The following is a 20,172-nucleotide window of genomic DNA, read 5'->3' on the forward strand; positions in this document are numbered from 1 at the left end:
GATACTCAATGCGATGAAGAAGGTTTTACGTGCGCCAGGAAGCGTTGTTCAGCTTTGCGGAACAAGCTAATCAGCCCGTAAGAGATAATCAGATACAGCACCGCAGCGATGCCAAACGCGGTAAACGGCTGATAGGTGGCCGAGTTGATATCGCGCGCGATTTTTAACAGATCCGGCACCGTCGCGGTAAACGCCAGCGCGGTGGAGTGCAGCATCAGGATCACTTCATTGCTGTATGCCGGCAGCGCAGTGCGCAGCGCCGAAGGCAGAATTATGCAGCGATACAATTTAAACGGCGAGAAGCCATAGGCGCGCGCCGCTTCGATTTCCCCGTGCGGCACCGAACGAATCGCACCGGCAAAGATTTCGGTGGTATAGGCGCAGGTATTCAACGTGAACGCCAGCAGCGTACAGTTAAGTCCACTGCGGAAGAAAGCGTTCAGCAGCTCAGTGCCTTTCACCACTTCCAGCGTGTACATGCCGGAGTAGAACACCAGCAGCTGCACATACAGCGGCGTGCCGCGAAACACGTAGGTGAACAGCCAAACTGGCGTGGAGATAAAGCGGTTAGAGGAGACGCGCGCAATCGCCAGCAACACGGCGAGCGAACCGCCGATCACCACCGAGATGATCAATAACCACAGCGTAATCGCGATGCCGGTAAAACGGTAACCATCGGTCCAGAGCAGCTGTTTCCAATACTCCTGAATAATCTCAATCATAGCTCTGCCCTTTTCACACCCACCGTGTAGCGACGTTCAAGCCACCACAGCACGCCGTTCGACAGCGTGGTAAACACCAAATAAATCACACCCGCCACGATGGCGAAGTAGAACGGTTGCCAGGTACTTTTGCCGGCCAGCTGCGTGGCTTTCACCACATCTTCCAGCCCCAGCAGCGAAACCAGCGCCGTGGCTTTGAGAATAACCTGCCAGTTGTTACCGATGCCCGGCAGCGCAAAACGCATCATGGCCGGGAACAGAATGCGACGGAAGGTTTGCGAGCCGGTGAAACCGAACGCGGTTGCCGCTTCGATCTGCCCTTTAGGCACCGCCAGAAACGCACCACGGAAGGTTTCGGTGAAGTAAGCGCCGTAGATGAAGCCGAGCGTGATGATACCGGCGACCATTGGGTCGATATCAAATTGCGCCAGTCCCAGCGCATCGGTGAGGGTATTCAGCGCGATCTGCAGACCGTAGAAGATCAGCAGCATCAACACCAAATCCGGCACACCGCGGATTAAGGTGGTGTAGCCTTCAAACAGCATCGCCAGCGGGCGACTGCGGGAAAGTTTGGCGCCAGCGCCAATTAAGCCGAGCACCACCGCCAGCAACACGGAACTGAGCGCCAGCTCCAGCGTCACAAGGGTGCCCTTGAGGATTACTTCGGAATAGCCATACAACATGGGTTCAATCCTGTCGTGAGGGTAAATTACAAACGCTGCCCAACTGACGGACAGTCCTAACCAGGAAATTTGAATCGCAGGATGGATGGCGGCAAGCGTATGAAGCCGGGCAGTTTACATATGTAAGCGCCCGGAGTGAATACTTATGTGCAACCTTCCTGCATTTCACAGACCAGGATTAGGAAACAGGATAATTAATCGCCGTACACGTTGAAATCAAAGTACTTCTTGGCAATTTTGTCGTAAGTGCCGTCTTTACGCATCTCGTTAAAGGCTTTATCAATCGCCGCTTTCAGGTCTGCGTCATCTTTACGCAAGCCCATACCGGTACCCACGCCAAAGACTTTTTCATCTTTAACTGCTGGACCCGCAAAAGCATACTTAGCGCCAACAGGCTGTTTCAGGAAGCCTTCGCTCGCCTGCACTTCGTCCTGGAACGCGGCATCAATACGACCGGCATTCAGATCCTGATACACCAGATCCTGATTAGCGTAAGGCGTAACGGTGACACCTTTTGGCTGCCAGTACTCTTTTGCATAAGTTTCCTGAGTGGTGCCCTGCAGCAGACCGATGTTTTTACCTTTCAGTGATTCAATAGTCGGTTGCAACGTTGAACCTTTCGGTGCCACTAAGCGCGCGTTGGCGGCGTAGAGTTTTTCAGAGAAGTTGATCTCTTCCTGACGCTTTTCGGTGATTGAGAGAGAAGAGATGATGGCGTCGATCTTCTTCGCTTTCAGCGACGGGATCAGCGCATCGAAATCACTTTCCACATAAGTACATTTAGTCTTGATACGCTTACAAATTTCGTTCGCCAGATCGATATCAAAGCCAACCAGCTGACCTTGCGCGTTCTTGGATTCGAATGGCGGATAAGTCGGGTCAGTTCCGATGCGCAGCGACTGCGGTACAGCGGCGAAGACACTCGCGCTACTTACCATTGTCAGCATCAGAGAAAGAGCCAGAACTCGCTTTTTCATAGGTAACCCTCAAGTGAAGTGCTTATTGTTATGTGGTGCGTGATGTGTTGGTTTGCGCTGTAAGCTGTGCAGGTTTCATGCCAGTTGTGCGAATTGGCTAAACGCTGCGCAAGCGCGCTAAATACTGCGCCGGTTAGCGGCGCAAGCACTTAGTTTGTGAGGGAAATATAACAGCGGTGTGAGGAAGAAAAAGCGACATTGTTAACTTTTGGTGCACAAGATGCACGAAGAGTGATCGCACACGCGAATTTGCACACGAGCAGTGCATTAATGCACCATTATGCGCCACTCCAGCGAGTGAAAAGATCTTCAGGCAGCTCAATATCGAACTGATCGAGCACGCGATTCACCGTTTGATCGACTAAATCACCGATCGATTGCGGACGATGATAGAAGGCCGGCACCGGCGGCATAATCAGCGCGCCCAACTCTGCTGCGGTGGTCATCATGCGCAGATGTCCCAGATGCAGCGGCGTTTCACGCACACACAGCACCAGCTTACGCTGCTCTTTCAGTACCACGTCAGCGGCGCGGGTCAGCAGGCTGTCGCTGTAGCTGTGCACAATGCCCGACAGCGTTTTCATCGAGCACGGCGCAATCGCCATGCCGAGGGTTTTGTAAGATCCGGATGAGATGCTGGCGGCGATGTCGCGCACGTCATGCACCACATCGGCCATCGCTTGCACCTCGCGCAGGCTGAAATCGGTCTCCAGCGCCAGCGTTTGCCGTGCGGCGGGGCTGATCACCAAATGGGTTTCCACTTCTGCCAGCGGTTGCAGCACTTGCAACATGCGCACGCCGTAGATCGCGCCGCTGGCGCCGGAAATGCCAATGATCAGTCTTTTCATAATTCAGCCTTGCAGGTTCAGATTGCGGCAATGATAGCGGCTCGCTGAGCAAAAATACAAAAACAAACAGGGCGGGATTGCGCCCGCCCTGCTTTTACTCTGCCACAACCTCTGGCTTAGCCTTCGTTGTGCAACTCCAGACCTTCCACTTCAGTCTGACGCGCAATGGCTTTGGAATCGTCATTACGCAGCGACTGCAGATACTCAAGGTACTGTTGATCGACGTCTTTGGTGACGTAGATACCATTAAATACCGAGCACTCGAAGTTGGCGATATCCGGGTTCTCTTCACGAACCGCTTCGATCAGATCGTTGAGATCCTGGAAAATCAGCGCATCGGCTTTGATCAGCTGGCAAATCTCATCCACTTCACGGCCGTGCGCAATCAGTTCGGTCGCGCTTGGCATGTCGATGCCATACACGTTCGGGAAACGGATTTCCGGTGCCGCCGAGGCGAGATACACTTTTTTCGCGCCCGCTTCACGTGCCATCTCAATAATTTGCTCAGACGTGGTGCCGCGTACGATGGAGTCATCCACCAGCAACACGTTCTTATCACGGAACTCAGCACGGTTGGCGTTCAGCTTACGGCGTACCGCGCTGCGACGCTGCTGCTGGCCAGGCATGATAAAGGTGCGGCCAACGTAGCGGTTTTTCACGAAGCCCTGACGATACGGCTTGTCGAGGATGCGCGCGATTTCCAGCGCGATATCGGTCGAGGTTTCTGGAATCGGAATCACCACATCGATATCCAGATCTTCCCACTCGCGGGCAATTTTGTTGCCCAGCTTGGTGCCCATGCGCACGCGCGCGCTGTACACCGAGATTTTGTCGAGGAACGAATCCGGGCGGGCAAAATAGACGTACTCGAACAGGCATGGATTGGTTTTCGGGTTCTCGGCGCACTGACGCGTAGAGAGCTGGCCCTGCTCGGTGATGTACACCGCTTCGCCAGGTGCTACGTCACGAATGAACTCGAAGCCCAGCGTATCCAGCGCGACGCTTTCTGACGCCACCATGTATTCGGTGCGGCCATCGGCGATAACGCGCTTGCCCAGCACCAGCGGACGAATACCGTTGGGATCGCGGAAGGCGACCATGCCGTGTCCGATGATCATTGAAACCACTGCGTAAGCGCCGCGCACCTGCTGATGCACCGCTGCCACCGCAGCAAAAATGTTGTCAGCTTCCAGCGGATAGTGCTGAAAACGGTCCAGCTCCTGCGCAAAGATATTCAGCAGGATTTCGGAATCTGAGGTGGTATTGACGTGACGGCGACCCGTTTCGAACAGCTGTTTACGCAATTCATGGGCGTTGGTCAGGTTACCGTTATGCGCCAACGTGATGCCGTAAGGGGAGTTCACGTAGAAAGGCTGCGCTTCAGAGGCGCTGGAGCTGCCTGCGGTTGGGTAGCGCACATGGCCAATGCCGATGTTGCCCTGTAAACGCTGCATGTGGCGCGCTTCGAACACATCGCTGACCAGGCCGTTAGCCTTACGCAAACGGAAGCAGTTAATAGCATCGATGGTACAAATGCCGGCGGCATCCTGCCCGCGGTGCTGAAGCACCGTTAACGCGTCATAGATTGACTGGTTTACTGGCATAAAACCGGTGATACCAACAATACCGCACATATTGTCTTTTCCTCATTAGCCGCACGCCCGATGGTGTCACCGGGGTAAAAAACTCGACGTACTTTTCAGGTAATCGAAAAACCACCTGATGATGTAACTGAATTCGGGGATAAGTTGCGACTGTTGCCAGTCCGGACTTTTCGAAAAGCCGGTGAATGTATCGAGGAAGAACAGCATAGCAGACACGATCAGCACGCCACGCAACGCCCCGAAACAGACTCCCAACACCCTGTCGGTTCCCGACAAGCCAGTTTTTTCAACCAGCGAGCCGATGACATAGTTGACGATGGCACCCACAATCAGGGTAGCAACGAATAACACCGCGATGGCGATGCCGTTGCGCACCAGTTCGTCGCTAAAACCGGTAAACCAGACTGCAAGGTAGGCGTAATAATGACTGGCGACAAAAAACGCGCATCCCCAGGTAACGAGAGATAAGGCTTCCCGGACAAACCCACGAATCAGGCTGACCAGAGCCGAAAAACCAACTACCGCAATAATGACGTAATCAATCCAGATCATGAACTCTTCCAGCCCAGTGCTATCGCACCCCTGCATCCAGTTCGGGGCGCATTCTAACAGAAAAAGAAAACGTTTGCGTAGGGTTTTCCGGTTCTGTTTTCGCAAAAAGGGCGATGAAAAAAACTTTCCTCGCCCTGTGTATTATCAGGGATTTAATTCCCTGATATTCAATGATTTTATCGCCGCGCTTCGCTACGAAACTTTTGTAAAGCCGCGCCTTTTTCTGTTATCGGCGCTTTATCTGGCGCTATACGGTTTCACTACGCCACCGAGGCCGGAAATGCTTTGTAGCTCACTCAGCGAGCCTTGCAGCTTGGCTTTGTTCGCATCCGGACCGACATAAATGCGGGTGATTTGTCCCTGCACCGGCGTCGACGGCACGGTAAAGGCGCGATAACCGGAAAGCCGCAGCTGTGCCACAATCTCACTCACTTTCGCCGCGTTCTTCAGCGCACCGAGCTGTACCACAAACGCCTGACCGGCTGGCGCGGCAGGTTCACTCTGCTTAGGCGTTTCCACCGGTTTTGGCTGTTCGACCGGCTTAGGCTGCTCAACAGGCTTCGGCTTCGGTTGCTCAACAGGCTTCGGCTTCGGCTGTTCAACCGGCTTCGGTTTCGGCTGCTCGACCGGTTTTGGCTTCGGCTGTTCAACCGGTTTCGGCTGCACTTGCTGATGCACCGGCGGCGGCGTTACCACGCTTGGCTCGCTATTCTGCGTTGGCTGCTCGCTGCCGTTGGTGGCGGTCTTACCGCCGTTCTGATTTTGTGCCGCGCCCGCCCCTTCCGGCGGCTGTGCCGGTAAAGGTTGCGTCACCGGCGGCACCATTTCGCTATCCTGCTGATCGTCCGGTTTTGGCACCAGCGGAATGGCGGCGAACTCTTCTTTATAGTGCTTCTTCTTACCGTCCAGCAGGCCGGGCAACACGATGACACCAATCGCCACCAGAATGACCGTACCGACTAAGCGATTTTGGAACTTACTTGCCACTGCCGTTCTCCGCTGCCATCGATTCCATAACCTGCGCTACGGTGTGGAAAGAGCCACACACCAGAATCACATCTTCGGGACGCGCCTGCTGGCGCGCCGCTTGCCAGGCTGCATCAACATTGCTATAAGCCACGCCGCCATCCAGATGAGCGAGGAGCTCATCGGCGGAGGCACCGCGCGGGCCGTCGAGCGGCGCGCAGTACCAGCGGTCAACCTGAGGCGCCAGCGCCGCCAACGTCCCCGCGATATCTTTATCGTGCAACATACCGACCACCGCATGCACTTCACCGCTGTGCGGCTCTTCAGCCAAGCGTGAAGCCAGATAATAAGCGGCATGCGGATTGTGCGCCACATCGAGAATGACGCGCGGCGCTTCGCTGACGGTCTGGAAACGCCCCGGCAGAATCGCGAGCGGCAGATGCTGACGAATAATCGCTTCGCTCACCGTTAAACCTGACGCACGCAGCGCGGTCAGCGCGGTGGCGGCATTGGGTAACGGCACCTGCGGTAGCGGTAAATCACGTAGCTCGCCGTGCGCATCCTGCAACGTCCAGCTGGCGCCGGTTTGCTGCCACTGCCAATCGCGATTGCGCTGCAGCAGCACCGCGCCCTTCTCGGCCGCAACATCCGCGATGGTGCCCGGCATATCGGCTTCACCGACGATTGCCGGTTTACCTGCACGGAACACGCCGGCTTTTTCCCGGCCGATACTTTCACGATCCGGCCCCAGCCAATCGGTGTGATCCAGCGCGATGCTGGTGATCACCGCCACATCGGCATCGACAATATTGGTGGCATCAAGACGTCCGCCCAGGCCGACTTCAAGGATCACCACGTCGAGATTCGCCGCGCGGAACAGATTGAAGGCCGACAAGGTGCCGAACTCAAAGTAGGTCAGTGAAATGTCACCGCGCCCGGCTTCAATCGCGGCAAAACTGGCGCTGTGCTGCGCTTCATCCAGTTCAGCGCCCTGCACACGTACCCGTTCGGTGTAACGCACCAGATGTGGCGAGCTGTAAACGCCCACGCGATAGCCCGCAGCCAGCAACAGCGTTTCCAGCGTGCGGCAGGTGGTGCCTTTGCCGTTGGTACCGGCGACGGTGAAGACGAAAGGAGCGGGTTTAAGCAGGTCGAGGCGTGCGGCGACGCGTTGAATACGATCCAGACCCAGTTCAATGGCCTGCGAGTGCAGATGCTCAAGATAATGAAGCCACGTGGCCAAAGGCGACGTGGCTTGAGGAAGGAGAAGATTATCCATGTGTCCCGTTTACTGATTTACGGTGCATTGATAAAAAGGCGCATTGCTGCGCCTTTCCGTTGCCTGTCAGGCTTCGTTGCTCTCCGGCTCAGCCACATTAGGCTGATCACCATCCAGCTGCGGCGCTGGCAGGTTCATCATTTTCGCCAGCAGGCTTGCCAGCTTAAAGCGCATTTCCGGACGACGGATGATCATGTCGATCGCGCCTTTCTCAATCAGGAACTCACTGCGCTGGAAGCCCGGCGGCAGTTTTTCACGCACGGTCTGCTCGATAACGCGTGGACCGGCAAAGCCGATCAGCGCTTTCGGTTCCGCCACGTTGAGATCGCCCAACATCGCGAAGCTGGCTGAAACGCCGCCCATGGTTGGGTCGGTCAGCACGGAGATGTACGGCAAGCCGCGCTCCTGCATTTTCGCCAGTGCCGCACTGGTTTTCGCCATCTGCATCAGCGACTGCAGCGCTTCCTGCATACGTGCACCGCCTGAAGCGGAGAAGCAGATCAGTGGGCAGTTGTCTTCCAACGCCTGCTCAACGCCACGCACAAAGCGCGCGCCAACCACTGAACCCATTGAGCCGCCCATAAAGGAGAACTCAAAGGCCACCGCAACAATCGGCATGCCGTGCAGCGTGCCTTTCATCGCCACCAGCGCATCTTTCTCACCGGTGTCTTTCTGTGCAGCGACCAAACGGTCTTTATACTTCTTCGAGTCGCGGAACTTCAGCAGATCCTTCGGTTCCAGCTCGCTACCCAGCTCAACCAGCGAACCTTCATCCAGCATGCTATGCAGACGCTCACGGGCGTGCATGCGCATGTGATGGTCGCACTTCGGGCAGACCTCGAGGTTACGCTCCAGCTCGGCGCGGTACAGCACCTGTCCACAGCTATCGCACTTGGTCCACACCCCTTCCGGGATGCTGGCTTTGCGCGTTGGCGTGGCAGTGCTTTTATTCAGTATGCGTTCAATCCAGCTCATTGATGACCTTTCTATTTAATGCTGACCTGGTCCAGTCTTCTCATTGCTGCTGAAATCACCTTCAGCAGGCCGTAAATGTCGCTCATTAAACCACAACCCGTTCACGCTGTGGATAAAAATCTGGTAACGAGCTTACTGTGACTTCTGCTGGCGGCGATGACGCCACACTTCAATTACGCCTGGCAGTATGGAAACCACGATGATGCCAACGATCAGCAGCTTCAGGTTCTCCTGCACAATCGGCAGGTCGCCAAACAGGTAACCGGCGTAAGAGAACAGCAGCACCCACAGCAGTGCGCCCGTAACATTGTAGAGCGCGAAGTGGCGATAAGACATGTGTCCCATCCCTGCCACAAAGGGGGCAAAGGTTCGCACGATTGGTACAAAGCGCGCAAGTATAATGGTTTTGCCACCGTGGCGATCGTAGAACGCGTGGGTTTTATCCAGGTAACTGCGACGGAAAATTTTCGAGTTCGGGTTGCTGAACAGCTTCTCACCGAACAGACGACCAATCGTGTAGTTCACCGCATCACCGAGGATGGCGGCAATCACCAACAGCGTCACCATCAGATGCACGTTGAGATCGTTACCCGGCAGCGCCGCCAGCGCACCGGCAACAAACAGCAGGGAATCGCCTGGCAGGAACGGCGTGACCACTAAACCAGTTTCACAGAACAGAATCAGGAACAGAATGGCGTAAATCCAGATGCCGTACTGCGCCACCAGCTCGGCCAAATGCACATCAATATGCAGAATAAAATCGATCAAAAAGTGGATGAACTCCATACAACTCCCGACTTCTTAAATTAACGGTTAATCCGCGAGGAACAACGGTCCCAACGCAGGCTGAGGTAATGCAAAGTGGGATGGATAATCCACCGCCACCAGATAAAGCCCCTCGGCTTTGGCGGTCGCCGCCGCCAGCTTACGATCTTTGGCCGCCAGCAGCGTCGCCATCCACTCTTCCGGCTGATTGCCGGTGCCGATTTCCATCAGGCTGCCAACAATGTTACGCACCATGTGATGCACAAAAGCATTGGCTTTAATATCCACCACCACATACGGCCCATGGCGCGTGACGTTGAGGTGCATCACGTTGCGCCACGGCGTGCGTGACTGACACTGCACCGCGCGGAACGAGGTGAAGTCATTCTCGCCAATCAGCGCCTGCCCGGCGCGCTGCATCTTCTCCGCATCGAGCGGATGGTAATAATGGGTAATGCCATTGCCCAGAATCGCCGGACGCAGCCGATGGTTATAAATCACGTAGCGATAGCGGCGCGACGTCGCGCTAAAACGCGCATGGAACTCCTCCGGCACCGCTTTCACCCAACGCACCGCGATGTCATCAGGCAGATTGGCGTTCACACCCAACGTCCAGGCCGCGTCGGCACGCGGCGAAGTGGTTTCGAAATGCACCACTTGTCCGGTACCGTGCACGCCAGCATCGGTGCGGCCCGCGCAGAACACCACCACCGGATGATCGGCCACTTTCGACAGCGCCTTTTCCAGCTTTTCCTGCACGCTGCGCACTTCATTTTGCCGCTGCCAGCCGTAATAACGGCTGCCATCGTATTCAATACCCAACGCCAGCTTAAGCGTCTTACCTTCAGGCAACATTAATAGAAATACTCCTGCACCAGTTTTTCAGCAGTTTTTACCGCCATCAGTGCACCGCCGAAACGGATGTTGTCTGCCACAGACCAGAACTGCAGCAGCTCTGGGATGCCGTAATCATTGCGCACGCAGCCAATGCTCAGCACGTCGCTGCCAGATGCATCACCCACCTGCGTTGGGTAATCGCTCTCTTCACTCAGGTTGATATCACCGGAGCGACCCAGTTCATCGCGCGCTTCTTCAGCTGAAAGCGGGCGCAGATTCTCCACGTGCACGATCTGCGCGTTGCCGTAGAACACTGGCGCCTGCACGCTGCTTACCGCGATCGGCAAACCTTCGTCCTGCAGCACTTTACGCACCTGCTCAACCACGCGGCGCTCACTCTCGACGCTGCCATTGCTGTCAGCCAGCAGCGGCAAAATGTTGAACGCCAGCTGGCGGCCAAAGTAGTGCTGCTCCGCAGGTACGCCGTTCAGCAAACGCGCACTTTCACCGGCCAGGCCATCAACCGCCGCTTTGCCGTGACTGGAAGCCGCAATCAGGTTGGTAACCTGCAAACGGCTCAGACCGGCGAGATCCACCAGCGGTTTGATTGCGCACAGCAGCTGGCTCACCAGGCTGTCGGCAACGGTAATGATGTTGCGATTGCGGTAGTCCGCCAGCACTTGTGGATTCACATCTGGCACCACCAGCGGCACATCCGGCTCGAGCGCGAAAAGATCGCTACTATCGATCACCAGACAACCCTGGCTGGCAGCTTCTTCAGCATAGCGCGCCGAGGCTTCACGACCCGCAGTGAAGAACGCCAGCTGCACCTGCGTCCAGTCAAATTCGGCCACGTCCTGCACCAGCACGGTACGCCCCTCGAAACGTTTGTTCTCACCGGCACCGTTTTCACTCGCCAGCAGATACAACTCACCAACCGGGAACTGGCGTTCAGCCAGCAATTCCAGTACAGCGTTCCCTACTGCGCCTGTTGCGCCTAATAGCGCGATATTCCAGCCGTCAGACATGTTGGTTACTCCAGAGATTGACACAAAAACAGAAGGCGATGAAAACATCGCCCGAGATTTAGGAATTATCCCCCGCAATATTGCAGGTGATTGAAATTTCTTTACAAACTGGCGCGGAAGCCAAGTTGATTTAGCATTGCCGCCGTCTCCGCATCATCGCAATGCACCTGCAGCGATGACCATTCACGACGCTCTTCATATTGCTTGCGCAGGCGATCAAACTCGCCTGGCTTTGCCGCCACTTTACGCAGTGGCGCATCGTCGCGGCGCACATCATACACCAGATGCACTAAGCGTTTTAGCGTTGGCTGATCGAGCTTGCCACGCAGGGTGATAGAACCAAATTCCGGTGCGGGCAGCAGGCTTTCCAGCGCGACCTGTTGCGGCTGGCCGATAAAGTCGCACCAGGCTTCAAATACTTGCGTGGTGCCGCGCGCTTTACCTTCCAGCGTGTAGCCGGCGATATGTGCGGTGGCGATATCAACTTTATCCAGCAGCTCGAGCGACAGATCAGGTTCTGGCTCCCACACATCCAGCACCACGCTGAGATCGTGGCGCATTTTCAGCACTTCCAGCAGCGCTGCGTTATCCACCACCGGACCGCGGCAGGCGTTGATCAAAATGGTGTTGGGTTTAAGCGCCATCAGCAGCGCGGCGTCGGCCAGATGCCAGCTTTTATACGGACCATCTTTAAACAGCGGCGTGTGGAAAGTCAGAATGTCGGCCTGCGCCACCAGATCGTCCAGCGAATGGAAGGTTTCCTGATCGCCACGATCGGCGCGCGGTGGATCGCACAGCAGCGTTTTCACGCCCCAGGCTTGCAGACGCTTCTGCAGGCGGCCGCCGACGTTGCCCACGCCAACAATGCCCACCGTGCGATCGCGCAGTTCAAAACCATCGCGCTCCGCCAGCAGCAGCAGCGAGGAGAAAACATATTCCACCACCGCAATGGCGTTACAGCCTGGCGCCGCAGAGAAGCTGACGCCTGCCGCCGCCAGCGATGCATCATCAATATGATCGGTGCCCGCCGTCGCGGTGCCGACAAACTTCACCGGCGTACCGGCCAGCAGCGCCGCATTCACTTTGGTGACGGAACGCACCATCAGGCCATCGGCATCTTGCAACTCGGCTTCCGGCAACGGACGTCCCGGCACCGCCACAACATCGCCGGTGCGGCTGAACAGTTCACGGGCATAAGGCATATTTTCATCGACGAGAATTTTCACTGCGGCGGTCCTGTCTGCTGAGAATTTAAAGGCGCGTATTTTGCCATAAAGCCGGGGATTAACCTAACCGACTGCGATAGCGATCGGGGGTGGTACCGGCCTGCTGCTGGAACATCACAATCAGCGCCGAGGCGGAACTGTAGCCCAGCTCATGGGCGATGCCCTGCACGCTGCAGCCCTGCTCCAGCAGCGCGATAGCGCGCAGAAAGCGTAAACGCTGCCGCCACTCGCTGAACGACATATTCAACTGCTGCTGACAGCGTCGCGCTAGCGTACGCTCGGTGGTGAACACGCGCTTCGCCCATTGTGCCAGCGTGGTGTTATCGCCGGGATGCGCTTCAAGCGCGCGCAGAATCGGCGCGAGGAATTTGTCATCCGACATCGGCAAATAGCTGTTGTGCACCGGCGCCAGACGCAGGCGATCGATCAACACTTCACACATGCGCCAGTCGGCTTGCGTCTGCGGCTGCTCCAGTTCACGGCGGGCAAAATCATTCATGATGGCGTGCCCAATGGCATCGACATGCAATAAGCAGGCTTTATCCGGCAGGCCCGCGCAGAGATCGGCGGCGAGATTAAAGGTACGAAAACGCGCATCGTTGTGGTTGTAGCTGCTGTGACGATGGCCGGGTGGGATCCAGATCGGAATATCGGCGGGTGTCAGCAGACGTTCGCCCTCCACTTCCATCTCCAGTACGTGGCTGGTGACAAAAATCACCTGGCCCCAATCATGCGCATGCGTGAGGTATTCGGTTTTGGCGTTGACCTCGTCGTAACGCATAAAGAAGCGCAGCAAGGGTGCATCAATCGGCGGCTGGTATTCGACTTGAAGATTCATTCTGTCCGGTCACTAACAAATATTGTCCGATTTTAACTATCTACTTTAAACCGGTCAAACGTAAACTATTCGCGATTATCTGAGGAGCTGTATCATGAATTTACTGTTTCCGCTGATCGCGGTGCTGATCTGGTCGATCAACACTATCGTCAGCAAACTCTCAGCGGGAAGTATCGATCCTGCGACGATCTCCTTCTATCGCTGGCTGCTGGCGCTGGTGGTGCTGGCACCGTTTTGCCTGCCGGGCGTGTGGCGCCATCGTCACACTATTAAAGCCAACGGCTGGCGATTGCTGATCCTCGGCCTGCTCGGCATGGTGCTGTATCAAAGCCTCGCTTATTACGCAGCGCACAGCGTTTCTGCGGTGATGATGGGGATTCTCGGCGCGACCATTCCGCTGCTGACCATTCTGCTCAGCCTGGTGGTACTGCGCCTTGCGCCGACGCGCGGCATTCTGATTGGCGGCTTGCTGTCTTTCGCCGGTTTGGTGTGGCTGGTGAGCGAAGGCAATCCGGCGCAGTTGCTGAATCAACGGCTCGGCAATGGTGAATTGATGATGCTGGCAGCGTCCACTTCCTACGCCTTGTACGGCGTGCTGACCAAACGCTGGGCGATTCCGCTGCCAACCTGGCAAAGCCTGTATGTGCAGATTTTCTTTGGCGTGCTGCTGTTGCTGCCTGGCTTCCTGCGCGCGCCGGATGTCACGTTGAACATGCACAATCTGCCGCTAGTGCTGTATGCCGGACTGTTTGCGTCAATCATCGCACCTTTCCTGTGGATCCTCGGCGTGCAGCGTCTGGGTGCCAGCACCACCAGCATTTTTATGAATTTCGTTCCGGCGTTTACGGCCATTATTGCCGTGATGTTCCTGCATGAGCAGCTGCATGGCTATCACTGGATTGGCGGCGGCATGACGTTAGTCGGCGTGATTCTGGCGCAACGCCTGAAAACCCCGCTGCGTAAGCCGCGTAGCGCAACCCTAGCCGATCCCGCCGCCTGATTTTATTATCCGGAAAGGCCGCAGCCCCCGTGGATTTCCTGGGGGCTTTTGCTATCATGTGGCCTCTTTTTTCCGGCGCACCCGGATCTGACCCGTTTTCAAGGATTCCGCCATGCAACCTCTCAGCGGTCCCGGTGTGCCCGCGGGCGATCGTTCCCCTTTATCTCAGGCCACTGGCCCGACGCGTCCTGGCGGTCCAGCCGGTGAGCAGCCGCTCTCTCCTGCCCAGCGCACCACGCTGGAACGCCTGATTGTGCGCATCATGTCTTTGAGTACGCTGAAAGCGCCGGAACTCTGGGCTGGCGTGCGGCATGAAGTTGGGGTGAAGAGTGAAGCGGAGCTGCAATCGCGCCACTTCCCGGCGGCGGAACAGCATCTCAATGGTCGCTTGACGCAAGTGCAAAACAGCCTCGCTACGCGCCAGCTGTTGCAGCAACTGCTGGAGAAATTGCCGCAGGGCAATAATCGCCAGGCGGTGAGCGAATTTATTCGTCAGCAGTTTAATCAAACGGTGTTGAGCGCGTTGTCGCAGGATCAGCTGCGTCAGGTGCTGACCATGTTGCAAAACGGCCAGATGGCGATCCCGCAGCCGCAGCAAACGCGCGTGTCCGATCGCAGCTTGTTGCCGGCAGAACAGCAATCGCTGAATCAGCAGGTTACGCGTCTTGCGGCGAAAACCGGTGAATCGCCGGTGAAACTGCTGGCCGATACGCTGAAGCTGGTGCATCTGAAAAGTGGCGATCCGATTCCATCACGCCACTTCCCGCTGCTAACGCAATATTTGCAGGTGCGTCAGACGCTGGCTCAGCACAGTGCGCCGACTTTGCAGATGCTGGAAACCTCGCTGCGCCAGCCGTTAACCCACGATGAGCAGCGACTGCTGGAAGATTACAGCCAGCAACGTTTCCAGGCGCTGCCGACCACCGTGCTGACGCCAGCGCAGACGCAGGATCTGCTGAATCTGCTGTTTAGCCGCCGCGCCGAGAAACTGCACGAACAGCCGCTGGCCGATAGCCAAATTCGTCCGCAGCCAATCTGGTCGCCGTTTATCCAGATGCTGCCGCAGCCGCTGGCCCAGCGCCCGGCACTCACGCTGATTGCCGGTATCTTCCTGTTTATCTTCCTGCTGTGGCTGTTTATCTAGCAGCCGCAGTTGGCAGCGGGCGTGGCGTGCGGCCATTCACCCGCTGCCGCGTCCCACGCCATTGGATGGCCATCGCGTTTCCAGAAATCCAGCCCGCCAATTAACTCCTTGACCTGAAAACCCAGCGACGCCAGCTTGAGCGCAGCTTTGGTTGAACCGTTACAACCGATGCCGTCGCAATAGGTGATGTAAACTTTGCTGCGATCGAGATGCGCAGTGGATTCCGCATTCATGGTGCGATGCGGAAAAGAGAGAGCTCCGCAAATATGGCCGGCCTGATACACCTCGTCAGAGCGCGCATCGATCACCACGACTGCCTTGATGCCCTGCGCCAGATCCTCCGCTAAATCCCACGCATCGGTGTAGTACGCCAGTTTATGTTGCAGATACGCCACGCTTTCACTGGCGCTGGCTGGAGCAATTTTTAAGACCGCTGACATCGCATTCTCCTGTTGTGATTTCCCCTCAGTTTACGGCAAAGTGGTCTGCATATTGATACCACTTCCAGCAGAGCGATAAGACCATTGTGACCACATCATTTCTCGCGCTGTTTAGCCATCAAACTCAGGGCGGTTTACGTGAGCGATTGTGCAATACCTTGCGTCAGGCCATCGCCAACGGGCATCTGCGGCATGAGCAGAAGTTGCCGTCCAGCCGCCAGTTAGCCAGCGATATATCGCTGTCGCGCGTCACGGTGGAGGCGGCTTACGCGCAGTTAGAGAGCGAAGGTTATCTTCAGCGTCACGCTGGACGCGGGACGTTTGTTTCGATTCGCATGGCGTCGCCCACCCTGAAACCCCGCATCGAGCGATCACCGCACTTTTCCCAGCGTGGCCAGCAGGTTTTGGCAACGGGCGGCTGTCAGGATGCGCCCTTTCCTCACGCCTTTGCCGCCGGGTCACCCGAGTTACGCGCCTTCCCGCACGCGCAGTGGCGTCGTATCAGCAATCAGGTTCAGCGCTCGCTGGGCAGCAAAGTGATGGGTTACGGCGATCCGCTTGGATTGCCGTCGCTGCGCCAAGCGGTGGCGGATTATCTGGCGCTGTCACGCGGCGTACGCTGCACCGCAGAGCAAGTGGTGATCCTCACCAGCTCGCAGCAGGCGCTACAGTTGCTGGCGCTGATGTTCCTCGATGCGGGTGACGAAGTGTGGCTGGAAGAGCCGGGTTATCCCGGCGCGCGCAATGCGTTTCTTGCCGCCGGAGCGCGCTGTCGCGCGATGCCGCTGGATGCGGAAGGCGCAGTGCCGCTGAGCAGAAGCGCGAAACTGGTCTATCTGACACCAGCACATCACTATCCCACCGGCACAGCGATGAGCCTGGCGCGGCGCTTGCAGTGGCTGGCGTGGGCGCAACAGCAGGATAGCTGGCTGATTGAGGACGATTACGACAGCGAATTTCACTACGAGGATCGCCCCGCTCCGGCGCTGCAAGGATTAGCAGCGGATGGTCGAGTAATTTGCCTTGGTACCTTTTCCAAAACGCTGTTCCCATCGTTGCGGCTGGCGTGGATGGTGGTGCCACCACAATTGGTGGAGCCGTTGGGCCGCGCACGTAGCGTGATGGATGGTCACAGCGCGTTGCTGCCGCAGGCGATATGCGCGGAGTTTCTGCAGCAAGGCCATTTCGCCAGCCATTTGCGCCTGATGCGCCAACTCTATCGCAGCCGACGTGACTGCTTGCTGGCGCAAATTGAAACGCGCCTACAACCGTGGCTCAAACCGCTGCCAGCGGCGGGCGGCTTACAGTTGACGGTACAGCTGTTGCAAGGAGATGAAGCGCGACTCACGCAACAAGCCAGCGAAGTCGGATTGCTGCTGCCGCGCCTGTCACCGCTTTATGGCGGTGAAGTGCAGCAAGCGGGCTGGCTGCTGGGCTTTGCCGCGCTGACGCCCGGTGAGATTGTCAGCGCCTGCGATAAGCTGGTTACGCTGTTGTCGCACTCCGCGCAAACGTCCAGGTGACCAGAATGCCCAGCGCCGCACAGCAGGCACCCGCAACATAGACCGAGCCGTAACCCAGCGCCGTTGCCAGCAAGCCGGTCAACGGGCCGCTGGCACCGTAGGCGATATCCTGAAACGCCGAGAAACCGCCGAGCGCGGTGCCGCGAATCTGTGGCGATACGCGTTTGATTACTTCGACGCCCAGCGCCGGGAAGATCAGCGAGCAGCCGCAGCCGGTCAGAGCCGCACCAATCAGCGCCATCCAGCCGGAACTGGCAAACGCCAGCAACAGCAGACCGGCGGTTTCCACCAGCAAAGAGACCATCGCCACTTTTACGCCACCGTGTCGATCCGGCAAGCCGCCAAAGAACACGCGCACCAGCACAAACGCACAGCCAAAAGCGGTCAGCGCGAAACCGGCATTGCCCCAGTTTTCTGCAGCAAAATAGAGTGATGTAAAGGTGCCGATTACCGCAAAGCCGGTGCCCTGCAGCGCCAGCGCCAATCCCGGCTGAAAGATAATCTTCACTACGCTGAACAGCGATGGCCGCTCGCCACCGGCGACCGGCACTTTACCAATCCAACTGTTGATCCCCAGCGCCAGCAACGGCAGAACCAGTGCGACAGCGCCCAACGCAGCAAAACCGCCGTGCTGATTGATCAGCAAGCCGAGCGGCGCACCAGCCGCCAGCGATCCGTAAATCGCCATGCCGTTCCACGACATCACTAATCCGGAACGTTTGCTGCCCACCAATCCCATGCCCCAGGTCAGATTGCCGGTCAGCAGCAGGCTTTCGCCGAACCCTAACAGCAAGCGTCCCACCGCCAGCAAACCAAACTTCGTCCACGGAGAAACCGGTAACAACGCCGCCGCCAGATACGCCACGCCCACCAGCGCGATGGCCAGCATGCCGTGCTGGGTGGTGAGTTTTGCACCGTGCTGATCGGCACGACGTCCGGCAAAGCTGCGCGTTAACAACGTGGCAAAGAACTGAATCCCCACCGCCACGCCAACCATCAGGTTGCTCATGCCGAGTTCATGATGGACATACAGCGGGATCACCGGCAGCGCGAGGCCAGCGGTCAGATAAGTGAGGAACACCGCAAATGAGGTGCAGGCCAGCGGCATAACGGATTGCGTCTGCGCGTCAGCAGTCGTGGTCATGATGGGTCTAACTCCTTGTACTAACCAGACACGCGCTTGCTGCCAAAACAGAAACGGGATATTTGGTTCACGTTAGTGTGAAGTGATAATTTTGTTTCGGATGGAGTGAGAGTGTAGGCAAGCAGGAGGTGGATTGTCAAAAACAACAAGGGCCAGATTAACTGGCCCTTGAGAAATTAGAATCATCTATAACTCTAAATAATTCGAGTTGTGGGAAGGCGGCAAGTATGTGAATCCCCAGGAGCTTACATCAGTAAGTGACTGGGGTGAACATACGCAGCCAACGCACCCACGGCTCGAAGTATGACGAGTTATAGCTTGCGCATTGTTAGGGTGGCGTTGGTGCCGCCGAAACCGAAGCTGTTCGACATCACGGTGGTCAGCGCTTTTTCAGTTGGCTTGGTCACGATGTTCAGACCTTTACCCGCTTCATCCAGCTCTTCCACGTTGATGCTTGGCGCGATGAAACCGTGCTCCAGCATCAGCAAGGTGTAGATCGCTTCCTGCACGCCCGCCGCACCCAGTGAGTGACCGGTCATGGCTTTGGTAGCAGACAGTGATGGGCAGTTATCGCCGAACACTTCACGAATCGCACCCAGCTCTTTCACATCACCAACCGGCGTAGAGGTGCCGTGGGTGTTGAGGTAATCGATTGGGGTATCGAGACCTTGCATCGCCATCTTCATGCAGCGCACTGCGCCTTCGCCTGAAGGAGCAACCATATCTGCGCCATCAGAGGTTGCGCCGTAGCCAACGATCTCAGCGTAGATGTGTGCACCACGTGCCAGAGCGTGTTCCAGCTCTTCAACCACCACCATACCGCCGCCGCCGGCGATGACGAAACCGTCACGGTTGGCATCGTAAGTACGTGAAGCTTTTTCTGGGGTTTCGTTGTACTTGGTCGACAGTGCGCCCATCGCATCGAACTCGCAGGCCATTTCCCAGCTCAGCTCTTCGCCGCCGCCAGCAAATACGATGTCCTGTTTGCCCAGCTGAATCTGCTCAACCGCGTTACCGATGCAGTGTGCAGAAGTGGCACAGGCTGAGCTGATGGAGTAGTTCACGCCGTGAATTTTGAATGGGGTTGCCAGGCAAGCAGAAACACCTGAACCCATCGCTTTGGTCACCACATAAGGACCGACCGCTTTCAGGCCGCGTGGGCTACGCATCGCGTCAGCACCAAACACCTGATAACGCGGAGAACCGCCGCCAGAACCGGCAATCAAACCGACACGTGGATTCTGCTGATACTGCTCTTCAGTCAGGCCAGAATCTTTGATCGCTTCGGCCATGGAAAGGTAAGCATAAATAGAGGCATCACTCATAAAACGCACGATTTTGCGATCGATGAGCCCGTTGGTATCCAGTTTGACGTTGCCCCATACGTGGCTGCGCATACCGGCATCTCTCATCTCTTCAGAGAAAGTAATACCGGAACGGCCTTCACGCAGAGAAGCCAGCACTTCTTGCTGGTTATTACCAATGCTGGAAACAATACCCAGGCCAGTAATCACTGCACGTTTCATTCAATAATCCTCGTTCCACATATTTGGATGACGTGCACTCTAGCGTACAGTTGTAAGCCGAACAAGTCCGATCAGCCATTTCCCTTTGTAAATTT

Annotated in this window: 20 protein-coding genes; 3 read left to right on the forward strand and 17 right to left on the reverse strand. The window is 56.7% G+C overall.

Annotated features, from left to right (window positions below):
• Positions 1-5: 5 nt before the first annotated feature.
• From ACXIZX_RS12940 to ACXIZX_RS13005, 14 genes are all read right to left on the reverse strand, one after another.
• The gene (locus ACXIZX_RS12940) at positions 6-722 is read right to left on the reverse strand and encodes an ABC transporter permease (protein WP_008105190.1); all 717 of its coding nucleotides are present in this window, start codon (positions 720-722) and stop codon (positions 6-8) included.
• Positions 719-1,405 carry a histidine ABC transporter permease HisQ gene (locus tag ACXIZX_RS12945; RefSeq protein ID WP_008105192.1) on the reverse strand — a complete coding sequence of 229 codons (687 nt, stop codon included), beginning with the start codon at positions 1,403-1,405 and terminating at the stop codon, positions 719-721. The genes ACXIZX_RS12940 and ACXIZX_RS12945 overlap by 4 nt, the downstream gene beginning before the upstream one ends.
• A 194-nt stretch (positions 1,406-1,599) precedes the next feature.
• Entirely contained in the window at positions 1,600-2,382 is a 783-nt protein-coding gene (gene argT, locus ACXIZX_RS12950; protein WP_008105195.1) for a lysine/arginine/ornithine ABC transporter substrate-binding protein ArgT, read from the reverse strand.
• 278 nt (positions 2,383-2,660) lie between these two features.
• Positions 2,661-3,230 carry a UbiX family flavin prenyltransferase gene (locus ACXIZX_RS12955; RefSeq protein ID WP_061717852.1) on the reverse strand — a complete coding sequence of 190 codons (570 nt, stop codon included), beginning with the start codon at positions 3,228-3,230 and terminating at the stop codon, positions 2,661-2,663.
• Positions 3,231-3,346: 116 nt separating this feature from the next.
• On the reverse strand, positions 3,347-4,864 hold the full coding sequence (purF, locus tag ACXIZX_RS12960) for an amidophosphoribosyltransferase (RefSeq protein ID WP_008105199.1): 1,518 nt from the start codon (positions 4,862-4,864) through the stop codon (positions 3,347-3,349).
• A 36-nt stretch (positions 4,865-4,900) separates the two neighbouring features.
• Complete coding sequence (cvpA, locus tag ACXIZX_RS12965) at positions 4,901-5,386, reverse strand: colicin V production protein (RefSeq protein ID WP_008105200.1); 486 nt, start codon at positions 5,384-5,386, stop codon at positions 4,901-4,903.
• Positions 5,387-5,623: 237 nt separating this feature from the next.
• The gene (gene dedD / locus ACXIZX_RS12970; RefSeq protein ID WP_008105201.1) at positions 5,624-6,373 is read right to left on the reverse strand and encodes a cell division protein DedD; all 750 of its coding nucleotides are present in this window, start codon (positions 6,371-6,373) and stop codon (positions 5,624-5,626) included.
• Positions 6,363-7,631, reverse strand: a complete 1,269-nt coding sequence (gene folC / locus ACXIZX_RS12975; RefSeq protein ID WP_479404314.1) for a bifunctional tetrahydrofolate synthase/dihydrofolate synthase — start codon at positions 7,629-7,631, stop codon at positions 6,363-6,365. The genes dedD and folC overlap by 11 nt, the downstream gene beginning before the upstream one ends.
• A 66-nt stretch (positions 7,632-7,697) precedes the next feature.
• Positions 7,698-8,606, reverse strand: coding sequence for an acetyl-CoA carboxylase, carboxyltransferase subunit beta (gene accD / locus ACXIZX_RS12980; protein WP_008105205.1), 909 nt, complete (start codon positions 8,604-8,606; stop codon positions 7,698-7,700).
• A 132-nt stretch (positions 8,607-8,738) separates the two neighbouring features.
• Positions 8,739-9,392 (reverse strand): DedA family protein, encoded by a 654-nt coding sequence (locus tag ACXIZX_RS12985; RefSeq protein WP_479404315.1) that lies wholly within the window; start codon positions 9,390-9,392, stop codon positions 8,739-8,741.
• Between the two features lie 27 nt (positions 9,393-9,419).
• On the reverse strand, positions 9,420-10,226 hold the full coding sequence (gene truA, locus ACXIZX_RS12990) for a tRNA pseudouridine(38-40) synthase TruA (protein WP_479404316.1): 807 nt from the start codon (positions 10,224-10,226) through the stop codon (positions 9,420-9,422).
• A complete protein-coding gene (locus ACXIZX_RS12995; protein ID WP_008101230.1) occupies positions 10,226-11,236 on the reverse strand; it encodes an aspartate-semialdehyde dehydrogenase in 1,011 nt (336 codons plus the stop codon). The genes truA and ACXIZX_RS12995 overlap by 1 nt, the downstream gene beginning before the upstream one ends.
• 101 nt (positions 11,237-11,337) lie before the next feature.
• Positions 11,338-12,462 (reverse strand): 4-phosphoerythronate dehydrogenase PdxB, encoded by a 1,125-nt coding sequence (gene pdxB / locus ACXIZX_RS13000; protein ID WP_479404317.1) that lies wholly within the window; start codon positions 12,460-12,462, stop codon positions 11,338-11,340.
• A gap of 58 nt (positions 12,463-12,520) precedes the next feature.
• Positions 12,521-13,300 carry an AraC family transcriptional regulator gene (locus ACXIZX_RS13005; protein ID WP_479404318.1) on the reverse strand — a complete coding sequence of 260 codons (780 nt, stop codon included), beginning with the start codon at positions 13,298-13,300 and terminating at the stop codon, positions 12,521-12,523.
• A gap of 94 nt (positions 13,301-13,394) precedes the next feature.
• Between ACXIZX_RS13005 and ACXIZX_RS13010 the strand changes: the two genes are divergently transcribed.
• Entirely contained in the window at positions 13,395-14,300 is a 906-nt protein-coding gene (locus ACXIZX_RS13010; RefSeq protein ID WP_479404319.1) for a DMT family transporter, read from the forward strand.
• A 112-nt stretch (positions 14,301-14,412) separates the two neighbouring features.
• Positions 14,413-15,444, forward strand: coding sequence for a flagella biosynthesis regulator Flk (gene flk / locus ACXIZX_RS13015; protein ID WP_008101238.1), 1,032 nt, complete (start codon positions 14,413-14,415; stop codon positions 15,442-15,444).
• Here the strand turns inward: flk and ACXIZX_RS13020 are convergent.
• On the reverse strand, positions 15,441-15,884 hold the full coding sequence (locus ACXIZX_RS13020) for a rhodanese-like domain-containing protein (RefSeq protein ID WP_479404320.1): 444 nt from the start codon (positions 15,882-15,884) through the stop codon (positions 15,441-15,443). The two genes, flk and ACXIZX_RS13020, sit on opposite strands and share 4 nt — an antisense overlap.
• A gap of 86 nt (positions 15,885-15,970) precedes the next feature.
• Here ACXIZX_RS13020 and pdxR point away from each other — a divergent pair, with 86 nt between their 5' ends.
• On the forward strand, positions 15,971-17,407 hold the full coding sequence (pdxR, locus tag ACXIZX_RS13025) for a MocR-like pyridoxine biosynthesis transcription factor PdxR (RefSeq protein WP_479404321.1): 1,437 nt from the start codon (positions 15,971-15,973) through the stop codon (positions 17,405-17,407).
• On the opposite strand, the gene ACXIZX_RS13030 is transcribed toward pdxR, so the two are convergent.
• Both ACXIZX_RS13030 and fabB read right to left on the reverse strand, forming a co-directional pair.
• The gene (locus ACXIZX_RS13030) at positions 17,370-18,551 is read right to left on the reverse strand and encodes an arabinose transporter (RefSeq protein WP_479404322.1); all 1,182 of its coding nucleotides are present in this window, start codon (positions 18,549-18,551) and stop codon (positions 17,370-17,372) included. The genes pdxR and ACXIZX_RS13030 overlap by 38 nt on opposite strands.
• A gap of 311 nt (positions 18,552-18,862) precedes the next feature.
• Positions 18,863-20,077 (reverse strand): beta-ketoacyl-ACP synthase I, encoded by a 1,215-nt coding sequence (fabB, locus tag ACXIZX_RS13035; RefSeq protein ID WP_061717863.1) that lies wholly within the window; start codon positions 20,075-20,077, stop codon positions 18,863-18,865.
• Positions 20,078-20,172: the final 95 nt, after the last annotated feature.

This window comes from Candidatus Pantoea symbiotica (assembly GCF_056491525.1).

What these genes read in the sequence shown, in the direction of transcription:
- ACXIZX_RS12940 (WP_008105190.1), bottom strand. Translation starts at nt 722, where the DNA reads ATGATTGAGATTATTCAGGAGTATTGGAAACAGCTGCTCTGGACCGAT.
- ACXIZX_RS12945 (WP_008105192.1), bottom strand. Translation starts at nt 1,405, where the DNA reads ATGTTGTATGGCTATTCCGAAGTAATCCTCAAGGGCACCCTTGTGACG.
- argT (WP_008105195.1), bottom strand. Translation starts at nt 2,382, where the DNA reads ATGAAAAAGCGAGTTCTGGCTCTTTCTCTGATGCTGACAATGGTAAGT.
- ACXIZX_RS12955 (WP_061717852.1), bottom strand. Translation starts at nt 3,230, where the DNA reads ATGAAAAGACTGATCATTGGCATTTCCGGCGCCAGCGGCGCGATCTAC.
- purF (WP_008105199.1), bottom strand. Translation starts at nt 4,864, where the DNA reads ATGTGCGGTATTGTTGGTATCACCGGTTTTATGCCAGTAAACCAGTCA.
- cvpA (WP_008105200.1), bottom strand. Translation starts at nt 5,386, where the DNA reads ATGATCTGGATTGATTACGTCATTATTGCGGTAGTTGGTTTTTCGGCT.
- folC (WP_479404314.1), bottom strand. Translation starts at nt 7,631, where the DNA reads ATGGATAATCTTCTCCTTCCTCAAGCCACGTCGCCTTTGGCCACGTGG.
- accD (WP_008105205.1), bottom strand. Translation starts at nt 8,606, where the DNA reads ATGAGCTGGATTGAACGCATACTGAATAAAAGCACTGCCACGCCAACG.
- ACXIZX_RS12985 (WP_479404315.1), bottom strand. Translation starts at nt 9,392, where the DNA reads ATGGAGTTCATCCACTTTTTGATCGATTTTATTCTGCATATTGATGTG.
- truA (WP_479404316.1), bottom strand. Translation starts at nt 10,226, where the DNA reads ATGTTGCCTGAAGGTAAGACGCTTAAGCTGGCGTTGGGTATTGAATAC.
- ACXIZX_RS12995 (WP_008101230.1), bottom strand. Translation starts at nt 11,236, where the DNA reads ATGTCTGACGGCTGGAATATCGCGCTATTAGGCGCAACAGGCGCAGTA.
- ACXIZX_RS13005 (WP_479404318.1), bottom strand. Translation starts at nt 13,300, where the DNA reads ATGAATCTTCAAGTCGAATACCAGCCGCCGATTGATGCACCCTTGCTG.
- ACXIZX_RS13010 (WP_479404319.1), top strand. Translation starts at nt 13,395, where the DNA reads ATGAATTTACTGTTTCCGCTGATCGCGGTGCTGATCTGGTCGATCAAC.
- flk (WP_008101238.1), top strand. Translation starts at nt 14,413, where the DNA reads ATGCAACCTCTCAGCGGTCCCGGTGTGCCCGCGGGCGATCGTTCCCCT.
- ACXIZX_RS13020 (WP_479404320.1), bottom strand. Translation starts at nt 15,884, where the DNA reads ATGTCAGCGGTCTTAAAAATTGCTCCAGCCAGCGCCAGTGAAAGCGTG.
- ACXIZX_RS13030 (WP_479404322.1), bottom strand. Translation starts at nt 18,551, where the DNA reads ATGACCACGACTGCTGACGCGCAGACGCAATCCGTTATGCCGCTGGCC.
- fabB (WP_061717863.1), bottom strand. Translation starts at nt 20,077, where the DNA reads ATGAAACGTGCAGTGATTACTGGCCTGGGTATTGTTTCCAGCATTGGT.